Below are 18,350 nucleotides of genomic sequence, written 5' to 3'. Positions count from 1 at the left end.
CCCTTTTCTCATTTAAGGAACCTTCCTCCCGCTTTTTTCCCGTCATGACTCAGGTCAAACAAGCGCTTCTGGCCAGTTAGGGAGACCCCTTTTTTTCCTGTCTCCCAAAACACTATCAACCAAAGCTTTATCAGTAAAATGAGGCGTTTACAGACCGGCAATTGAGAAAAAACCTCCACACCGGGCAGCAAAAACCCGTCCTTCCGGGTCTTACCTGAAAATGAACACAACCGGACAAACATTAAGGAGTAATTTCAACTAATCTACCCAAACATCCAGGACACAAATGCAGCCCCCCTATTCAAGCCCCCCTTAGCTGGTATTGAGCCCATTGTGGATTTGCCGCAATAGCCCTGTATGGGGCATCAGCCAATACATTTCCAATTAGCTCACTAATTATTTGTCTGGACAATGAGGAGATTCTTTACGCTTCTTTGCCTTTTCGCTTCGGTCACTACCAACGCTTTTGGACAACCGGAAAACGACTTATGCGCAACCGCCATTCCCATTGATTTGGGGCAGGTGATCAACTGCCCTAATGATGCGTCTTTCGAGACAGGGCTATCGGGCACAACACTGGCAGCTACGCCTACGCAACCTGCCCTGCGCCTCAGCCAACCGGTACAGGGGCTTACCTTTAACAGCAACAGTGCAGATGTCTGGTACTCCTTTATCGCTGTGGCTAATCAAACCACAATTTCCATGACCGGCGCGCTGGAACAACCCGTGCTCGTCCTTTTTGAAGGAAATGCCTGCAATGCAAAATTCCCCGTCGCGCTGCAAAGCGGAGCCCCCGGAACACTGGGCACTACGCTGAGCGCCCGAACCGAACCCGGATCCCAATACTACCTGCTGGTCAGTACCGGAGACTTTGGGGCGGAGGGCAGCTTCAGCCTGAAGATCAAATCTCAAAATGACTGCAGCATATGTGGAGAGCGCCGCGGCCAACTCTCAGCAACCCCAGCCCCGGTAAACGGCACTTATGAAACCGGACAGGAAGTCACGTTTTGCTATACGCCTACGCTCTGGGCACCGGGTTTTAGCCTGGAATGGCTGCATGGGCTGGACATTGACTTTGGGTTGGGCTGGGACCTGACTACGCTGGAGACCACCGCCCCCACCGCCTGTACGGCACCGGACGGCAACTGGAACTGGTACGAAAACTGGGAAAGCTGCAATACCAACGATATCTTTGGGCCAGGCTTTGCCTTTGATAGCAAAAGGGGGCTGCTATGCCCCGGCGCAACCGCCAGCGACGGGCTGCCCGGCAATAATTTCGGCGACGGCCCCTGTGGCAACCTTGCACCTGCACCTATAGATCTTGAATTTTGCTGGACGGTCCGCGTCCGGTCAACTTTCAATAGTGCCGAAGAAGCCAATCTTAACCTGAGCATCATGATGCTAGGCGATGGCACGTCCGGTTCATGGATGATGGAAAGCTGCGCTCCGGCTACCACAAGTGCCTTTTTTGCTACCGCTGTACCACCGGTCAGTGCTCAGCCTGGCATAACCGTTGTACAGCCTGCCTGCCCTGCCCTCTGCAATGGCCGCCTGAGCTTATCTGGAGGCAACAATAGCAACATTACCCTCCTCGGCCCCGATGGGCAGCCCGTATTCAGTGGTGCCGGGCCGATCGTTAATACCCTGATTAGTGACCTATGCCCGGGCACCTATCAGTTTGTTATTGAGGCAGGGGGTAATGAACAAGTGCTTAGCGTGGAAGTACCAGCTACCGATTTGCCAGATGTGGCTGCCACTTTCCTGCCTGCCTGCTTTGCCGACGACCCTTACCAACTGCAGGCTAATGTGGGTGGGAGTGTTACCGGAATGGCCTATAACTGGTCGGGCCCAGACAACTTTGCTTCTGACCTTCAAAACCCGACAGTGCTTCAAACGGGCACTTATCTTCTGGAATCTTTCTTCAACAATTGCCCCATCCCGGCAGCGGAGGTTGAAGTAGTAAACACCCTACCTGAGATTTATTGCAGCACTACTGAAAACAGTATCGCATTCTCATGGGCGGCTCTGGCAGCTGATACATCATACCTTCCCATCCTGCTTACCGGGCAGATCGGTCAAATGACGGGAAATTCAACTTTTACAGTCGACAATCTCTCTCCCGGTGAAACTGCCACGCTGGAACTGACAATAGAAGGGCAAGGCGACTGCCCGCTCAAGGTAGTGGAAAAGACATGCGTGACCAATAGCTGCCCGCAACCGGATGCCGGGCCAGACACGCTGCTTTGCAGTGCTGCCGGAATAGCCTTAGCTATCGAGGCTGAAGCAGACGCAGTCATCAGCTGGGTGCCAGCTGCCGGGCTGGACTGTACGGATTGCCCAAACCCGGTAGCCACTCCTTCGCAAACCACAATCTATGAAGTCACAGTAACCAATGCACAGGGCTGCACCGGAGTGGATGCAGTGACTATTTTTGTAGATGAAGTACCAGGAGATGTCATCCCGGACGAACCCCTGGCTTTTTGTCCGGGCGAAGCTTTCAGTTTTTGCCTGCCTGACGATAATCAATACCTCTGGATCAGCCCCATAGGGTTTATACAGACAGGCAATTGCCTGACCTTTCCCTACACTTCTCCCAGTGTGGCGGGCGAGTATGCCCTCCGGGTAAAACTGCCTAATGGTTGCCGGGTTTCGGAAACCATCACCCTGAGTGCGGATCCGGCCTGCCATTCGTTTAGTGCTCCCGGAGCAACGACCGGACAGCAGGTACCGATGGACAGGCTACAGGTTTTTCCTAATCCGGCCAGAACAAAAGTCCAGCTGCGCACTACGCTGGAAGGGCACAAGATTTTCCAACTCTGGTCTGTGGATGGCAGGTCTGTTGCCCGGCAGGAGAACGCTGAAATGTCAGTGACTTTTAATTTGGAAGGCATCGCCAGCGGCACCTATGTAGTAGAAATGACCGGAGCAGGCGGAACGGAACGGAAACTGCTGTCTGTTCAGTAAGCTTGCAAAAAACAAAGGCCTTTGCAGGCAATTGTGCGGCTTCAGCCTGCAAATCAATACCTGGGAGCTGGCGGTAGAATGCTTTATGTTTTGCCTGTAATTGGACTAAAATCAGGTGTTTAGCCCGTAAACGAACCAAGTGTTTGGCTGTTGTTGTTATATTGTAGTAATTTTAGCGTTTTATTCCCGTAAAGGTCAATATGCAATCTAAACAACAGGGCAGACTGCTCCTACATTACGAAACCCACTTACTGGACCCCAAAGCAGAATGGGTGGTGTTTATACATGGTGCCGGCGGCAGCATTGTAACCTGGAAATATCAGGTGGATGCCTTCAAGCCTTTTTTCAATTTGTTGTTGCTTGATTTACGCGATCATGGAAAATCCAAGAATATAGAGCCGGCCTACGAAGCGTACAATTTTGATATTGTGACCTCTGATGTGTTAAAGGTCATTGACCACCTTCAAATCAAGCGGGCGCATTTCCTTTCGGTCTCCCTGGGCAGTGTTGTCCTGCAAAAGCTGGATGAACTACGCCCTGAGCTGGTAAACAAGATGATCATGGCAGGCGGGGTTTTCCGGGCCACTTTCACCATCAAGTTGTTTGTGCATTCGGCAAAATTCCTCAACCACTTTCTGCCGTATCGTGCTATTTATAATCTGTTCTCCTGGGTCGTACTACCCCGGCGCAACCACCGCCGGTCCCGCCGGATGTTCCGCATGCAATCTCAAAAGCTGAGCCCAAAGGAATACCTGAAGTGGGTGGGGCTATACAAAGATTTCTTCCGCCTCTTACGCCAGTTTTTCAACCGGGAGCTCCGCAACCTGAGCTTGGTTGTGATGGGCGATCAGGACCACGTATTTTTCAAAGCCGCCAAGCGTTTTGCGCAAACCCATCAGCGGGCCCAGCTGGTGATCGTTGAAAAGTGCGGGCATGTATGCAACATTGAGCAGTATGAAACCTTCAACCGTACTGCCCTTGCCTTCTTGCTGGGCAGCCGGCCGGAAGAACTGCATAACTTACCGGGCCTTGAATCCTGAACTGCTGAATCTTATCCCCAAAAACCTATAACTATGAGTGACAAATCCGCATTCCGCAAACTGATCGATGCCATCATTGATTTTTTCAAGTATTTCCTCTCCAAAAAGGAAAAGCCAGAAAAAAAATAGTCCTCCACCCAACCCTTTCCCATGCAGGCTGCGACTGTAAGGTAAATCGCAGTAATGGACTTCGCCTTAGGACCAAAATCGTTGCCCAGCATGTCCACAGCCATTGTTTGCAAGCCTGACAGTTCTGATGAGGTGCTCCGGGAGGGGTGCGTCAAAGGGGACCGCCTGGCTCAAAAGTACGTGTACGACCGCTACGGGGGATATATGATGGGGGTTTGTATGCGCTTCGCCAACGGAAAAGAGGAAGCTATGGACATGCTTAATGCCGGATTTTTCAAGGTTTTCCAAAAGGTAGGGCAATTTGAAGGCCGGGGTTCCTTCAAAGCCTGGATTGCCAAAGTCATCATGTACACCTGCATTGACTGGTTAAGGCGGCAAGCCAGCTACCGCAAGCGTATGGATTTTGAAACCTCAGGAGATATACCGGTCGATAACGAAGCCATGCAAAACCTGGCTCTGGAAGAATTACTGGAGCTGGTACAGCAATTGCCTGCCGCCACACGAGCGGTCTTTTCCCTCTACACCCTGGACGGGTATAATCACCGGGAAATTGCCGATATGCTGGGCATCAGCGAGGGCACCTCAAAATGGCATCTGTCCGATGGAAAGAAAAAACTTCGTGAAATGATTAAATTGAGCGAGCATGAAGGAGCGTAAAGACGGATTTCAGCACTTACGGGAGCAGTTGGAGGACTTTGAGCACGAAGTGCCTTCCACTGGCTGGAAGGAAATGTCTGCCATCCTCGATGGTGAGCGCCCTGTCCCTCAGCCCGCTGTACCCGAAAAAACCCGACGCAGGTTTGCAGGTTGGATCTGGTTTGCCGGCGCTTTAATGCTGGTCGGCAGCGGAGTCTGGCTTAGTGCTCTACAAGGGCAGCGGCTGGCGTTCCGTACCAATAGCCAGGTGCTATTGTCTTCCATGCCAGTTCCTCTGCCGAGCCTGTCCCATGCTTCCAATGCGAAGCATACGGTAGCAACGGCAGCATCGATTCAGGAGGAAACGGTGAATAGCCCGGCACCGGTACCAGCACCTCCTATGCCCCCTTCCCGTACTGCGCAAACCGAAAGCAGAACTGCCCCTGCCCCTGTGCGCCGTATGCCGGCACCTCTTACGGACCTTTCCAACAATCCGTTAGATACGATCACCCAAATCCCAGTCAACGACATCATCCCTAATCCGGAAGCCCCCGACACCATTTCCACAAGCGATGATGAACGGGTTTTTGCAGCAATAGCACCTGTCCCTACATTGCCTCCGGATACACTAATGGGGCAGCAGGCAGTGGCGGATATGCCGGAAATTAATCCAGCCAAGCTGCACAGATGGAGCTTTGGGCTAAAAGCGGGAGCCGATTATCAGTCCCTGCAAACCAATGCGCTGCTTGGTGGATTTGCTCAATTCAGGCTTAACCGGAAATGGGTATTGGAAGCCGGCCTGCAGTACAAGCGGCGTTCGGAAAACAACGGCAGCGGGCTGGGCATTTCACCGCCACGTGGAGATACCATCTATCTGCCTGCCTTTGCCAGCATTTCCCCTTACCACCGGTCAATTACCCGGGTGCATTTCCTGGAAGTACCGGTAACGTTGCAGTATCAAATTGGGAAGCGGTTAAGGGTGATGGGAGGAATGCAAGTGGCCTACCTGCGCAGTACAGACCAACCGGTAGGCAGCTGGAATGATGAAAGTAACAGGAACAGCCTGGAAAACACTGCTGATTTCACCTTAGCAGGAGCAGCAGGAGCGGCTCCGGTGAATGCGGCGCGGTTTGAGCGGTGGGACCTTGGTCTAATTGCCGGGCTTGATTACCGTATTGCCAGTCACTGGTCAGTAGATCTCAGATGGCAGCAGGGGCTGCGCGACCTGACCCCGGAGCCCTACTACCAAAACAACGAAATTTACAATAATACCAGTTTACAATTTGCACTCAAATGGCATTGGTAAGTGATCTAAAATATGGGTTGTGGGGCAGTTTGTGCTTCCTTTTTGCCTGTAGCAGTGATGATACAGCGCTACAGGACTTCGCGCCCGGTGAGCCCGGCTTTGCGACCTCCGCTTACTTTATTGACGCCACACTTACCCTTTCCGGTGCCGTAGCCACCACTGAACACATCGAGCTATATGCCGACCTCGACCCGGATACCCCCGAGGGCCGCAATGAATTCCAGGTTATCGAAAGCGGCGCAACCACAGAAGTCTATTCTGTTTTCTTCAATGACAGCACCCTTATCGACACCAATTTTCAAGACGAAGCGGTCTTCAACAACGCCGATCAGTTTTACGGTTCGGCCAGTTACCGGGGGGTGGGATTCTGTTTTTACCTACCCGCACCGGATGCCTCCTCTTCTCTCACCCTTGAGCTGGAAGATCTGCTGCAGCCCGGGCAAACGCTATCCCTAGGTCAAGCGCCGGGTATGGTGGAGATAGGGTATTTTAAAAACCACCCCACTGCCGTCGACCGGGCTGACCGGGGGCTGGTGACGACTGCGACGGAAAGCGCGAGTGGGTATTTAAAAATCCTCCAGGTTGTTTCCGATATACAGTCTGGTTTCGGAGATACCGGCTATCAGGTAACGGTTGAGTTTAGCGCCCCGTTGGGACATCAGCTTGGGCTAAACGAAGGCGGAGCAATAACCGGACAGGGACGGATTTTTATCCCGAAGCCCTAACCGAAACTATGTACTGATCTGCAACACATTCACGCACCTATCCCGAAAGAAGTTTGAAAAGATCTCAAAATAAATGTACTTTTATATTTAGTTATAAGGACTGTCCTTCTTCTCTACCCAGACTTACCCTTTCTTCAAACCGTTTCCAGGTTCATCATTCTTAAGTTTTAACCGGTCTGTACCGACCCGTTGATGTCTGTTTGTTTGCTTATCCCCCCTACAGCATCCTGATATTGTATCCTGTCCACACCGGGCAGGGGTATATTTCTATTCACCTACAAACCCGAAAACATGAGAATTCAATTCACTTTTTTGCTGTTGCTAATCTTGCCAAATCTTTATGCGCAGGACAAAGGGAGCCCCCTTCAGATTGAGGGGACTCCGGTTTCACTGGAAACTGATGCACTTGAACGTACCTTTTCAAACTATGAGGTTTTCCGCTTGGACATTTCTCCAATGGTCGTAAACCGGGAAACGAAAGGCGGCCTGCATGTAGCATTACAACTCGGAAATGCGCACAACTGGAACGTACAGCTCCATCCTGCACCTTTGTTCAAGCCTGGATTTAAATACAAGGTACTGACAGAGCGGGGGATAACGTACCAGACACCTCCCCAAAATGCCATATTCAAAGGGCGGTTCACATCACAGGATGCTGGCATGGTCAGGATGAGCATCCACGAAAGCTACATCCGGGGGGTATTAAAGTCCCGGGATGCCGAATACTATATTGAACCTTTGTCTGTTTTTTTGAAGGGTGCTAACCCAGCCCATTATGTAGTTTACCAAGCCAGTGATGTGCTTAAGGACCCTGAGCTGCACTGTGGGATGTCAGAGGCCCGTGAGCATGCTCCGAAAAAGGAAACGCCTACCGATTCCCCCACCAGAATGATGGACCCCTGTGTGAAGGAAGTGGAGCTGGCTTTGGCGGGCGCGTTTGATATGGTCACCAAGTTTGGTTCTGTCAATGCTGTCCAAAACCATATCCTCGATATTACGAATATCATGGAAGGGCTTTACACACCTTTTAATATCGACTATGTTATTGTAGATATGGTCATTCCTGCTTCTTCCGGTGCTGACCCCTGGTCTGGGAGTGCCTTTATGGATATCCTGCTGCCTGATTTTGCAACATGGGGGAATACAGCCGGGAACTTCGCAACGCATGATATCGGCCAGTTGTGGGTAGCGCGGAATGTCTTCAGGGGGTCTGAAGCCGAACCGGAATTCGGACTAATTGGCCGGGCAGACGGGCTTGGTGTGGTCTGCACCGGGGACAGGTACAACGTATGTGAGGATTTTAATCCGGCTCTGAGTTGTCTTTCCTCGCTGAGTGCACATGAAATCGGGCACCTTTGGAATGGCTTGCATAGCCTTGCTACTGAAAACGTCACCATCATGTCTGCATTCATTGTTTGTGCGGCCACTGAGTTTACAGCAGACAATACCAATAATATCCAATCCCATATTGACTCCCGTGGCTGCCTGTCTGACTGCGTGGTCCCGGACAATGACCTTTGCGCCAACGCCATCCCGGTGGAGTGCGGCCGCAACTACTCTGGCAATACAATTAATGCCACTGAAAATGATGCCCCTATGGCATGTACAGGAGGCGGGACACCCAATGAAGGGGTATGGTATCGTTTCAGCGGGAATGGCCAAATTGTTACGGTTAGTACAGCAGGGTCTGCTTTCGATACCCAGATTAATATTTACAGCGGCAACTGTGGAGCCTTAATTTGCGAAGCAGGTGACGATGATGGAGGCTCAGGATCTACTTCTGAAGCTACCTTTTGCACCGCCGCCGGAACAGATTACTGGATCTACGTTGATGGCTTTGGCGGGGATGAGGGTTACTTTTTGCTTACCGTTACCTGTGAGGATGATATTACTCCTCCATCGATCTCCTGCCCTTCCAATCTTGTACTTAGCAATGATACGGGAGACTGCGGTGCTATCGTCAACTACGTGGCTGCCACTGCCTCCGATTTCTGCGGCATCGCCTCTGTCACCTACAGCCAAAGCAGCGGCACCTTTTTCCCGGTGGGCACCACAACCGTCACGGCTACCGCTACCGATAACTCCAACCTGAAAAGTGACTGCTCTTTCACCATCACGGTAAATGATACTGAAGATCCGGTTGCATTGTGCCAGGATGTGGAAGTCTACCTAAATAGTGACGGAGAGGGCTCTATTACTACAGCGCAGGTCAATGACGGATCATCTGACAATTGTGGCATAAAGAGCGTTTCATTAGATAAGGTTGACTTTGACTGTGATGACCTGGATGATAATACTGTGACCCTGACCGTTACAGATGATAGCGACAACACGGACCAATGCGAAGCTACAGTTACTGTTATTGACGATATTCCACCAGTCGCGGTATGTCTGAATTCAACCGTTGAGATACAGTGGGACGGATTTTACACCCTGCAGGAGTCAGATGTCTTTGATGCGATAAACAGTTTTGATAATTGTTTCATTACGGAAGTCGACTTCCCGGCCACAGTATTCGATTGTGATGATAAGTTTATGACCTTTGAATTTCCGGTTACCATCAGTGACCAATCTGGCAACACCGATGACTGCACGGCTTCCGTGTATGTGGACGTGAGCAATGCCCTCCCCCCACAGTGGTCTACCGGCAGTATCGGCAACTCAAGCAATACCTATGCTTTCGATCCCTGCTCCAAACCTGCCCCTGAAGACGGGGACTATACCCTGACGAGCACCGGACGGACTACTCCGGACAACAATTTTGACAACATGGGCTACATGTACCAACCACTCTGCGGAAACAGTGGCATGCAGTTCAAGGTAGAAGATGTGGACAATGGCTACGTGGGGCTCATGATGCGGGAATCCGGCAATCCGGGGTCGAAAATGGCAGGTGTTTTCTCCAATCTCACTAGCCTCCTGCGGTGGCATACCCGCTATCAAACCGGTGGCAATGCCAACAGTATTCTCTTGTACAAGCCTTTCCCATACTGGCTGCGGCTGGTACGTCAGGGCAACTGGATCAGGGGCTACTTCAGCCAGTATGGTACCAACTGGCAGCTGATCCATCAGGTATATCTGCCGATGAATAACTGTATTGGCGTGGGCGTTGCCGTTTACACGACTGATCCCAACGGAACAGCAGAAGCCGTGGTCAGCCACGTCTCAACGGTCACCAATCCTATATTCCTGAATGGGGGCCATACACCACAAGGCATTAGTATGGAAAACCCTGAGGGGCAGCTGAGCATGCAGGCCTATCCTAATCCTGCCAGCGAAGAGCTGTTCATCGAACTGGAAACCCGGGAAGACCTCCCGGTTACTTATCAGCTCTACAATGCGCTGGGCCAGGCCATGCAGACCCAGGAGCAAGAATCCTCCAAAACCACAGCCCGTTGGGATATCAGCCAGCTCAGGCCCGGCACTTATCTCATGGAAGCCCGACTGGAAAACGGGCAGCGGCAAGTGATTCGGTTTGTAAAAGCTAACCGGCCGTAAATTCAGGTTACCCTGAAACGAATTAAGCCCGGCAGGCTAAATGCTTGCCGGGCTTTTCTTTTTTTTGATCGAAGCCCAGGTGCCAGGCTCCAAATTTCTTTTCGATCACGAAACAGGCGTTAAAACGAAGTCCGCCGCTGAACCGGTTCCTCTTTCGAAAACAAGTTGCTGTCGCGCCCAATATTGAAGGAAACAGACAGATAAAACAGGCGGCTATCGACATCCTGGTAAGGCATTACATTTACACCATCTACGCGCTCCGTATAATCCTGATTCAGAAAGTTGGTCAGGTAATACTTGAACTGCAAATTGACCCCACCCGGGAACTGCATGCCGCCAAAAACAGAAGGCATGAGCAGGTTGGTACGGTCACTGAACCACTCATTGAATTTTTCCTCCTTATCGTCATCAATAAACAGTTTCTCTTTGTAGTTGAACAGAAAATCAACCTCAGCCCCTCCGTACACGAAAGTGTTCCGGTCGAAGTTGCCAATTTTAAACGCTACGGGTACGCCCAGCGAATAAGCCCGCCGCTTGACTTTCACGTCGTCGCCGGGTTCTATTGCGTTGGCAAATTCTGCGATGCTGATGCCATCATTTTCAGTGATAAAGCCGATATTTCGAATACCGTAGCCGGTAAACAAACCGAAGTTATTCCCGAAATCAAAGTGCCACTTTTGGCCAACATGAAAAAAGGCAGAAAAGCGAAGGATGCCTGAGGCATCTGCATCGTTCACATCTACATCAGCAAAAGAGAAAATGAATTCACCGCCATTGGTGGAGTAAATTTCCACGGATTGGGCAGTGGTGTCCTGCGCCAGTACAAAAAAAGCGCTGCACAGGAAAGCAAGAGTAAACAGGTATTTCATAGGAAGTGGATTTAGGGTGGCAAGTTAAGGATAAGCGCCCAACGGAGCAACTTCCACTGCTATGGATACCCGGCAATTTCGCTCTAGCTTAACAACTGATAGGCCAGCAAAGCGCTCAGGTAGGCCAGCCCGGTCATAAAGGCAAACTGAATCGCCGGCCATTTCCAGCTTTTGGTCTCCCGCTTTACGACCGCCACCGTACTCATACACTGCATGGCGAAAACGTAAAACAGCAGCAGAGACAGTGCCGTGGCGAGGTTATAGACCGGCTCGCCCGTCAGAGGGTTCCGTTCCTGCGCCATCCGTTCCCGGACCGTAAATTCATCATCGGCCGACCCGATACTGTAGATAGTGGCCATAGTGCCCACAAAGACTTCACGGGCTGCAAATGAAGTGATGAGTGCAATGCCGATTTTCCAGTCATAGCCCAATGGCCGGATGACGGGTTCCACGGCTTTGCCAATATGCCCGGCAAAGGAAGCTTCGATTTTGCGGGAAGCCACCAGGTTGTCTGTTTCGGTTTCATCGAGCTGAAGCTGTTCGGCAGCAGACAGGGCTTCCGTTTCGGCAGCAGCCATTTCGCCCGGAGGCCCATAGCTGGCCAGGAACCAGAGGATGATAGAAACGCCCAGAATAATTTTCCCGGCTTCCACCACAAAGGACTGCACCTTTTCCCAAACCGTCAGTCCCACATTACGGACCACAGGCACCCGGTATTCAGGCAGTTCGAGCATAAGAAAGCTCTGTTCGCGGGTCTTCAGGATGAGCTTGAATATATAGGCCGCCCCCAGGGCGCTTACGATGCCGAGCAGGTACAAGCCCATAAATGCCAGCCCCTGCATATTGAAAATGCCGAGCACCGTCCTGGGGGGTACTACAAACCCGACCAGCACCGTGTAGACCGGAATCCGGGCCGAGCAACTGATAAACGGCGTCACCAGAATCGTAATCAGCCGTTCCTTCCAGTTGCCAATCGTGCGGGTACTCATGATGGCAGGAATGGCGCAGGCCCCACCCGATACCAAGGCAACGATACTCCGGCCGTTCAGCCCAAAGGATTGCATGACCTGATCAAACATGAAAGCAGCCCGGGCCATGTAGCCCACTTCTTCCAGTATGGCAATGAGCAAAAACAGTATAGTGATCTGTGGGATAAAAACCAGGACCCCTCCCAGCCCGGCAATGATGCCGTCCGTCAACAAATCAGTAAACCAGCCCGCAGGCAGAATTTCCCGCACCTGATCGCCCACAAAGGTAAAAAAGGTCTCAATCCACTCCATAGGCGTACCTGCCCATGCGAAGATAGCCTGAAACACCAGCAGCATTAGCCCGAAAAAGATGAGCGGGCCGAAAAAACGATGCGTCAGTACGGCATCCAGGCGCTCAGTGATACCCTTTTCCTCGCTATCGCCGGACTTAAGTGCCGACTTGACCACCGGCGTAAAGCGGTCGAAGCGCTGCATCGTTTCCCCAACCTGTGAGCTAAGGGATACAAACCCATGTTCTTCGCTTGTATCCTTCAGCAAAGCCCGTTGGGCTTCCGACAAAAAGGGCAGCCACTCATAATGATGAGCGATCAGAAGCCCCTGATAGGTATTAGCGCCCGGCACTATGGCTCTGGCAGCATCGGCCAATGCTTTTTCCTGTCCGCTCATGCTGAAGAAGGGGGAGGAAGCCTTATACGAGCCTGGCTTCGCAATCATTTCTTCAAGCAGGCGCTTTAAATCGTCCACTCCTGCACCGGTCCGCCCACTGAGCATCACCACAGGGACGCCCAGGCCTTTGCGCAGCAGTTCAGTGGATACTTCCAGCCCCTGTTGCTCAGCTACATCAGACATATTCAGTGCCAGTACAAGCGGCAGCCCAAGATCCCGTAGTTGAGTGAGCAGCAACAAATGTTTCTCCAGCTTCGTCACATCCGCCACGTATACCACGGCATCCGGGTAATTCTCGTCGTTAGGATTGGAAAGAGACTGTACGACAATACGCTCGTCGATGGATGTGGGGTAAAAGCTATAGGTGCCCGGGAAGTCAATGATACTGACCTCCTGCCTGTTCCCGAGCACAAGCTTTCCGACTTTCTTATCGACGGTAACGCCTGGAAAGTTGCCCACTTTCTGCCGCAGTCCGGTAAGCTGATTAAAGAGTGATGATTTGCCGCAGTTGGGGTTTCCCAACAGGGCGATAGTGAACGTCTTTGTCATTGGAAAGGGATACCTGATTACTTCAACACAATACTCGCTGCCTCTGCCTTACGTAGCCCCAGCAAAACATTATCAACTTTAACGTAGCAACCACCGCCAAAGGGCGCTTTACGGATGTATTCGATCCGGCTGCCCGGCAAAACCCCCATCGCCATTAACTTACTGCCGATGCGCTCATTGGAAAAATGAGAGACTTCGCCCTTTAAGCCAGGCTTGGCTTGGTTGAGTTCGTTTTGCTGCCCTACTGTTGCTACCACGCCCTTTCTTTTTATTTAATCCAAATAATAAAACACAAAAGTAACACCAAATTAAAGGGCGAGATCAGCACAGGAAGTGATTATTATCACTTGAAGGTCAAAAATACCTAATCGGGGTGTTTTTTATACCTAATACTAGGTACTTTCTCTCTCTTTTTGGTCACTAGTACCTCAAGCCACTTAATTCTGTGCAAACCCGAAATCTTCCATCGATACTTTCAGAGGGATACACTGATCACAGGCGCACAAACGGCATTTGTAAGAGGCGATGATCTCGGCAATCTTGCGGTTGCGGCACACCCGTACCGGCACCCGAAGCAGCACAGTAGGGTCTTCAATGCTAACGTAGACCAGATTCACGATAAACAACCCATCCCGTTCCACCACTTCGGTATGAACGGTGGTGAATTCAGGCATCAGGTCTTCCGGGCGGTCCGGTAGCGCTGCGAGCCGTTCCTCCTCGTATTGCGCCTCAATGAAGTCATTGATCAGTGCACTGTACCCTATTCCTTTTTCTTTGTCCATAGCCTTTCATAAGTTTTATTGGCAGCAAGTATTCGCCTGCTATCGCAATCATGCTTTCCTTACTGACAACGCGAAAATGGCAAAAGTTTTATTTAGACTACGTCCAGATAGTAAGATTAACCAAAAAATACCGAATGGTAGGGAGGTAGGGTACCGAATGCCCTGCATGCTCAGGCTGCCAGGGTTTACGCCAGCCTGCCGAGGCTTTAAGCTGAAGCCAGCTGCCAGCTTCGGAGCTGTTGAGGAGACGGTTGGATCTCGCGGTTTTTTGTTAACTTACTGCATCTTAAATCATTCACTCAACCCTACATCCATCCTTTATGAAATACCTGCCCTTGCTTTTGCCGCTATTTTTCCTCTTTGCCTGCACAGATAGTGGCAGCGATGCCCAAATCACCGGTACGTGGCAGGGTGTCAGCTGGATCGTAAACGGGGAGACATCCGGCCGCAACGCCAATCAGGTTACGTTTACATTTGAGCCCACCGGTACTTATACTGGCGCTTTTGGCACACAGGAAGAAGCGGGGACCTACCGCGTGGAAGGCAATAAGCTGTACACGCATGCTGAGGGTCAGGCTGAGAAAATGGTAGAAGTTGCCGTTTCAGGCGCAGATACGCTCCGGATGAATATGAACCGGGCCGGTACGCCGGAGGAATTAGTGCTGGTAAAAGAGTAAGCTATGCCGTGAGCCAGTGTACAACGTGTAAGAGGCAGATCTGACTTTTTACTGTTCCTTTCTGATAAAGATTGGCTGCTTTGCTTTACACTTACAAAAAGGATTTTCTGAGCGCTTTCGCCCGACAGCCGCCCAAGAGACCTAAATCCCCAGAAAAGCATTAAGGCTTTCCCGATACTGTTTCCCCAACGGCACATCAAAGGCCCCAACATGAACAATAGCGTCTACGAAATTAGCAGACCGGAAGTGCCGGAGCCCAATCACATACTGCCGGTGCACCTGCAGGAAATCCCGGGGCGGCAGCGTAGCGAGAAACTCCTTAAATGTGGAGCGGATAAAGAAACGCTCGGATAGCGTATAAACCCAGACATAATTACCATCAGACTGAGCGTAGACGATATCTGTCAGTCCCACTTTGTAGTAGGTCTGCTCCTGTTTGAGGAGAATAAAAGGTGAAGTAATTTCCCTCTTTGCCACCTTTAGGCTGTCCTTCTCCAGTCCGGAAAGTGCAAGTTCAATGGCAGACCTTAGCGTTATGGGATGTACAGGCTTTACCAGATAGCCAATGCTGTTAGGCAACTGCTGTGTTCTGTTGTATAAAGCCTCACCGGCAACGGAAATAAATAGTATGGGGATAGAAAGGTGCGCAACTGCCTCTGCAACATCTATCCCTAACAGTTTTCCCTTTAGGTGCATATCCAGTATAATCAGATCAGGGGGCAACGTCAATATCCGCTGTAGAGCCTTCTCCCCATTTTCCAGATGGGAGATATTGTGGTATCCCAACTCCTTAAGTAACATCTCCAGCTCCAGGGCGAAAGAGTAATTATCTTCAACAATGAGGATTTCAACCGGTTTGCCTCCCATAAATTATAAGTATTGACGCTGTGCAAATGAACTGCTCCCTTTAGCCTCTGCCAACGGAATCTGAACCGTAAACTGCGCTCCGCCCCCCTCGCCTTTGCGCCAGCCCACCGGAGTTTTATTGACCTCGGCCAGGGAAAAAACAAGCTGCAGCCCCAGCCCAAAGCCTTTTTCCTGTGCAGTACCCGGTGTGGAGGTTTTCAAGCCCTCCCCTGCTTCTATTTGCGCTATGATGGCTGCGGGCAATCCAGGCCCGGTGTCTGCCACACAGAGCAAGGCATGCATAGGGTCAGCCTGCTCCGTCCATACCCTGACCCGCCCGCCTTCGGGCGTAAACTTGATAGCGTTGTCCAGCAGGTTGCGGAGGATGACGCCCAACATGTCCCGGTCGCAATGACAGCGCAAATCCTGCAGTTGGCTATCCTCAAGGGTAATACCTTTGGCACTCGCCCGAATGATGAAGAAAGCCAGGGTATCCTGTACAGCCTGCCTGAGGTAAATATCCACCGGGCGGTATTTCCGGCCCTTTTGCTGGTTGAGCGACCAGTGCAGCAAATTTTCCACGAGATGCAGGAGCTGACTCGCGTCCTCCTCTATTTTGCGCCCAAATTTCTGCAGCCCCTCGTAGTTCTGCTCTCCCAACAGGTAGTTCACCTTCCTGGCAATACCCCGGAAGCCCATTGCCGGTACTCGCAGGTCGTGGCCAAGGATAGAAAAAAGCTGATCTTTCGTTTGGTTGAGCACTTGCAAATCGTCCCGCTGCTGCTCAATAATTTGCCGCTGCCGCCGGGTGTAGAAGGCAAAAACCACGCCTGTTATCCCGAGCAATGCGGTGGCCAGGGCGATCGCAAGGTTACGGCTTGACTCTGCTTTGAGCACCGCTTCCCGTTTTATTTGCTCTGCTTCAAGTTCCTGTTTCTCCAGCTCAAATTCGAACTCCTGGTTTTGCACCTTCAAGTCCGTAATACTTCGGATTTGATTAACCGTATCGGACAGCCAGCGGTAGTCCCCGAACAGGGCTACTGCCTGAGTGTATTGCTTATTGCCTTCGTAGGCTTCCAGCAGCACGTTCAAGGCACCCAACGCATCCCCGTAGCGCTTGACATTCAAAAAAGCCTGATAAGATTCGCGGGCCAGCGTTGACGCTTCTTCATATTGCTCGGTGCGAAGTGCCCAACGGGCTTTGGTATCTTTGAAAAAAAGCAAGTGCTCCTTTCCTATTCCACTGTCTATTTGAGACGCTGCCTCCTGTAGGGCCAGACCAGCCTCTACGGCCCGCCCCATTTCCGTAAGAATAAGGGCGCGCTTGATCAAAGCCTGTACCGTGAATCCCAGAAAACCATTACTTGCCGCAGTGCTTAGCACTTCCTCGAGCACCTTCAGCGCCTGCTCTTTATCCCCGAAGTAATACCAGGCAGAGGCTTGAATCGACAAAGCATTGAGCAGTCCTTCCACCTGCCCGGACTCTTTCGCAGTACCGACTGCTTCTTCAGCGTAGGATAAGGCTTCATTATGAGCGTACTGATCCATTTTGAGACTCGCCAGGCCTGTGAGAATATTCGGCAAAGCGGTCTTATAGCCGTAGGCTTTACACAAGCGGTAAGCTTGCTCGTAACTTTGAAAAGCACTAACCAATTCGCTATTGTTCTCCTGTAGATCTGCAATCGCCTGAAGCGTTGTAATCATTTCCGGTATAGCTCCCTGCCTTTCCCGAATGCTATATACGCGCTTGTAGGTAGCCAGGCTCTCTTCAGGATTGCTTCTTTTCAACAGCACGGCTTTGTTGAATAGCGGGCGCAGCAGGTTTGTCGTGTCTTTCAGCTCGCTATACATTTTCGCACTAATGTCATAGTAGACAATCGCAGAATCCGAAGTCCCCTGATAATGATAAAGGGTACCCAGCTGATTGTTAATGTAAGCCTGCTGAGGCTTTAGGTTTTTTGCCCGGGCTGCTCCCAATTGTTCCTGATAAACAGCCTTGGCTTCGACCTGTTTGCCCATCAGGCTGAGCATCACACCACTTTTAGTGCACGCCATGATGGAAAGGTCATACAAGCCTGCCCTTTCATAATATCGGCAGGCCTCCTCAAAGCCTTGGCTTGCCTGCTGATGATCGCCGCTCAGATAGGACAAACTGGCCTCTTTCTCACAGACATAACCGATAGTAGCGGTATCTTTAACGGCAGTGGCCAGTTGCCGGAGTGCTTCGATGTACTCACGCGCCAGCGCCTGATCGGTTTGCAGCTTCTGGTCTATCGCTGTTTTGTACAGGTCGATTTTAGCTTCCGGGCTACCCGCTCGTTCAATCACGTTATATAGGCTATCCCTGAATGTGTTTGAAGTGTTTTGGCTACTGATTGGGAAGACCATCAGTAGCAGAAGTACCGTAGTTAGTAACTGGTGCATATTGTTTAGTTTCTGCGGGCGTCCTTTATTTAAGCTCGTAGACAGTCCTGCCAGAGCTGTGAAATTAAGAAACAGGAAGGGAATTCACTACTTTGAGAAAGAAACCAGCACGTTTTCTGTTCTGGCTACTCTTCAGTAAACACAGACCGTACTGTTTCTCATTTTCACTGACTATTTACAAAGCAAACGAAATACCACAACTGATGATTTGTAGAACCGCTGGTCTAAAAAAGAGTTGATTTTTACCTCG

At 51.0% G+C, this 18,350-nt stretch carries 13 protein-coding genes; 7 read left to right on the top strand and 6 right to left on the bottom strand.

Going from position 1 to position 18,350, the window contains the following annotated elements; translation table 11 throughout:
- The first annotated feature begins 411 nt into the window (after positions 1–411).
- The 6 genes from IX84_RS17875 (at position 412) to IX84_RS17850 (ending at position 10,298) form a co-directional block, all read left to right on the top strand.
- Positions 412–2,964, top strand: a complete 2,553-nt coding sequence (locus tag IX84_RS17875) for a T9SS type A sorting domain-containing protein (protein ID WP_081968823.1) — start codon at positions 412–414, stop codon at positions 2,962–2,964.
- 200 nt (positions 2,965–3,164) lie between these two features.
- On the top strand, positions 3,165–4,004 hold the full coding sequence (locus tag IX84_RS17870; protein ID WP_044223723.1) for an alpha/beta fold hydrolase: 840 nt from the start codon (positions 3,165–3,167) through the stop codon (positions 4,002–4,004).
- A 219-nt stretch (positions 4,005–4,223) separates the two neighbouring features.
- Positions 4,224–4,790: an RNA polymerase sigma factor gene (locus tag IX84_RS17865; RefSeq protein ID WP_044223720.1), complete on the top strand. Its 567-nt coding sequence runs from the start codon at positions 4,224–4,226 to the stop codon at positions 4,788–4,790.
- A complete protein-coding gene (locus IX84_RS17860) occupies positions 4,777–6,075 on the top strand; it encodes a porin family protein (RefSeq protein ID WP_044223718.1) in 1,299 nt (432 codons plus the stop codon). The genes IX84_RS17865 and IX84_RS17860 overlap by 14 nt, the downstream gene beginning before the upstream one ends.
- Positions 6,063–6,800 (top strand): hypothetical protein, encoded by a 738-nt coding sequence (locus IX84_RS17855; protein ID WP_152605124.1) that lies wholly within the window; start codon positions 6,063–6,065, stop codon positions 6,798–6,800. The genes IX84_RS17860 and IX84_RS17855 overlap by 13 nt, the downstream gene beginning before the upstream one ends.
- A 291-nt stretch (positions 6,801–7,091) precedes the next feature.
- Complete coding sequence (locus IX84_RS17850; protein ID WP_044223715.1) at positions 7,092–10,298, top strand: HYR domain-containing protein; 3,207 nt, start codon at positions 7,092–7,094, stop codon at positions 10,296–10,298.
- 119 nt (positions 10,299–10,417) lie between these two features.
- On the opposite strand, the gene IX84_RS17845 is transcribed toward IX84_RS17850, so the two are convergent.
- From IX84_RS17845 to IX84_RS17830, 4 genes are all read right to left on the bottom strand, one after another.
- The gene (locus IX84_RS17845) at positions 10,418–11,167 is read right to left on the bottom strand and encodes a hypothetical protein (RefSeq protein ID WP_052516157.1); all 750 of its coding nucleotides are present in this window, start codon (positions 11,165–11,167) and stop codon (positions 10,418–10,420) included.
- Between the two features lie 83 nt (positions 11,168–11,250).
- Entirely contained in the window at positions 11,251–13,371 is a 2,121-nt protein-coding gene (gene feoB, locus IX84_RS17840; protein WP_044223713.1) for a ferrous iron transport protein B, read from the bottom strand.
- 17 nt (positions 13,372–13,388) lie between these two features.
- Entirely contained in the window at positions 13,389–13,628 is a 240-nt protein-coding gene (locus tag IX84_RS17835) for a FeoA family protein (protein WP_044223711.1), read from the bottom strand.
- A 180-nt stretch (positions 13,629–13,808) separates the two neighbouring features.
- Positions 13,809–14,153 carry a hypothetical protein gene (locus IX84_RS17830; protein ID WP_044223709.1) on the bottom strand — a complete coding sequence of 115 codons (345 nt, stop codon included), beginning with the start codon at positions 14,151–14,153 and terminating at the stop codon, positions 13,809–13,811.
- Positions 14,154–14,473: 320 nt separating this feature from the next.
- On the opposite strand from IX84_RS17830, the gene IX84_RS17825 reads away from it, so the two are divergent.
- A complete protein-coding gene (locus IX84_RS17825; protein WP_044223707.1) occupies positions 14,474–14,830 on the top strand; it encodes a lipocalin-like domain-containing protein in 357 nt (118 codons plus the stop codon).
- A gap of 141 nt (positions 14,831–14,971) precedes the next feature.
- Here the strand turns inward: IX84_RS17825 and IX84_RS17820 are convergent, their stop codons facing one another.
- The gene (locus IX84_RS17820; protein WP_044223705.1) at positions 14,972–15,697 is read right to left on the bottom strand and encodes a LytR/AlgR family response regulator transcription factor; all 726 of its coding nucleotides are present in this window, start codon (positions 15,695–15,697) and stop codon (positions 14,972–14,974) included.
- A gap of 3 nt (positions 15,698–15,700) precedes the next feature.
- Positions 15,701–18,100 carry an ATP-binding protein gene (locus IX84_RS17815; protein WP_081968820.1) on the bottom strand — a complete coding sequence of 800 codons (2,400 nt, stop codon included), beginning with the start codon at positions 18,098–18,100 and terminating at the stop codon, positions 15,701–15,703.
- Between the last annotated feature and the right edge of the window lie 250 nt (positions 18,101–18,350).

The sequence above is a fragment of the Phaeodactylibacter xiamenensis genome (assembly GCF_000759025.1).
Classification (GTDB): domain Bacteria; phylum Bacteroidota; class Bacteroidia; order Chitinophagales; family Saprospiraceae; genus Phaeodactylibacter; species Phaeodactylibacter xiamenensis.
Note: the sequence above shows the minus strand (reverse complement) of the source record. Positions and strands in the feature narration are given on the sequence as shown.

Excerpts from the sequence above, each read along its gene's own strand:
- IX84_RS17875 (WP_081968823.1), top strand. The coding sequence starts at position 412 with ATGAGGAGATTCTTTACGCTTCTTTGCCTTTTCGCTTCGGTCACTACC.
- IX84_RS17870 (WP_044223723.1), top strand. The coding sequence starts at position 3,165 with ATGCAATCTAAACAACAGGGCAGACTGCTCCTACATTACGAAACCCAC.
- IX84_RS17865 (WP_044223720.1), top strand. The coding sequence starts at position 4,224 with ATGTCCACAGCCATTGTTTGCAAGCCTGACAGTTCTGATGAGGTGCTC.
- IX84_RS17860 (WP_044223718.1), top strand. The coding sequence starts at position 4,777 with ATGAAGGAGCGTAAAGACGGATTTCAGCACTTACGGGAGCAGTTGGAG.
- IX84_RS17855 (WP_152605124.1), top strand. The coding sequence starts at position 6,063 with ATGGCATTGGTAAGTGATCTAAAATATGGGTTGTGGGGCAGTTTGTGC.
- IX84_RS17850 (WP_044223715.1), top strand. The coding sequence starts at position 7,092 with ATGAGAATTCAATTCACTTTTTTGCTGTTGCTAATCTTGCCAAATCTT.
- IX84_RS17845 (WP_052516157.1), bottom strand. The coding sequence starts at position 11,167 with ATGAAATACCTGTTTACTCTTGCTTTCCTGTGCAGCGCTTTTTTTGTA.
- feoB (WP_044223713.1), bottom strand. The coding sequence starts at position 13,371 with ATGACAAAGACGTTCACTATCGCCCTGTTGGGAAACCCCAACTGCGGC.
- IX84_RS17830 (WP_044223709.1), bottom strand. The coding sequence starts at position 14,153 with ATGGACAAAGAAAAAGGAATAGGGTACAGTGCACTGATCAATGACTTC.
- IX84_RS17825 (WP_044223707.1), top strand. The coding sequence starts at position 14,474 with ATGAAATACCTGCCCTTGCTTTTGCCGCTATTTTTCCTCTTTGCCTGC.
- IX84_RS17820 (WP_044223705.1), bottom strand. The coding sequence starts at position 15,697 with ATGGGAGGCAAACCGGTTGAAATCCTCATTGTTGAAGATAATTACTCT.
- IX84_RS17815 (WP_081968820.1), bottom strand. The coding sequence starts at position 18,100 with ATGCACCAGTTACTAACTACGGTACTTCTGCTACTGATGGTCTTCCCA.